Origin of the sequence: Pseudoalteromonas sp. S3785 (assembly GCF_005887365.1) — a bacterium.
Classification (GTDB): domain Bacteria; phylum Pseudomonadota; class Gammaproteobacteria; order Enterobacterales; family Alteromonadaceae; genus Pseudoalteromonas.
Genome location: NZ_PNCT01000236.1, coordinates 1 through 407, shown reverse-complemented (window position 1 = coordinate 407; position 407 = coordinate 1). Strand labels below are relative to the sequence as shown.

The window sequence follows — 407 nt, the reverse complement described above, 5'->3', positions numbered from 1 at the left end:
AAAAGCCAGCTTGCTTACCTCTTTAAATGGCGAACAGCGATACCGTTGGGACCGTATTAAGCCCCAGGATGTGATGAGCCGAGATCGAGGTGCCAAACACCGCCGTCGTTATGAACTCTTGGGAGGTATCAGCCTGTTATCCCCGGAGTACCTTTTATCCGTTGAGCGATGGCGCTTCCATTCAGAACCACCGGATCACTATGACCTACTTTCGTACCTGCTCGACGTGTCTGTCTCGCAGTTAAGCTGGCTTCTACCATTACACTAACCGTACGATGTCCGACCGTACTTAGCCAACCTTCGTGCTCCTCCGTTACTCTTTGGGAGGAGACCGCCCCAGTCAAACTACCCACCAGCCACTGACAGTAACCCCGATACAGCTTCCAACGTTAGAACATCAAAACTAC

The 407-nt window shown here is 51.6% G+C and carries 1 rRNA gene; it reads right to left on the bottom strand.

Going from position 1 to position 407, the window contains the following annotated elements:
* A 23S ribosomal RNA gene (locus CWC17_RS19285) occupies positions 1-407 on the bottom strand; the annotation flags it as partial.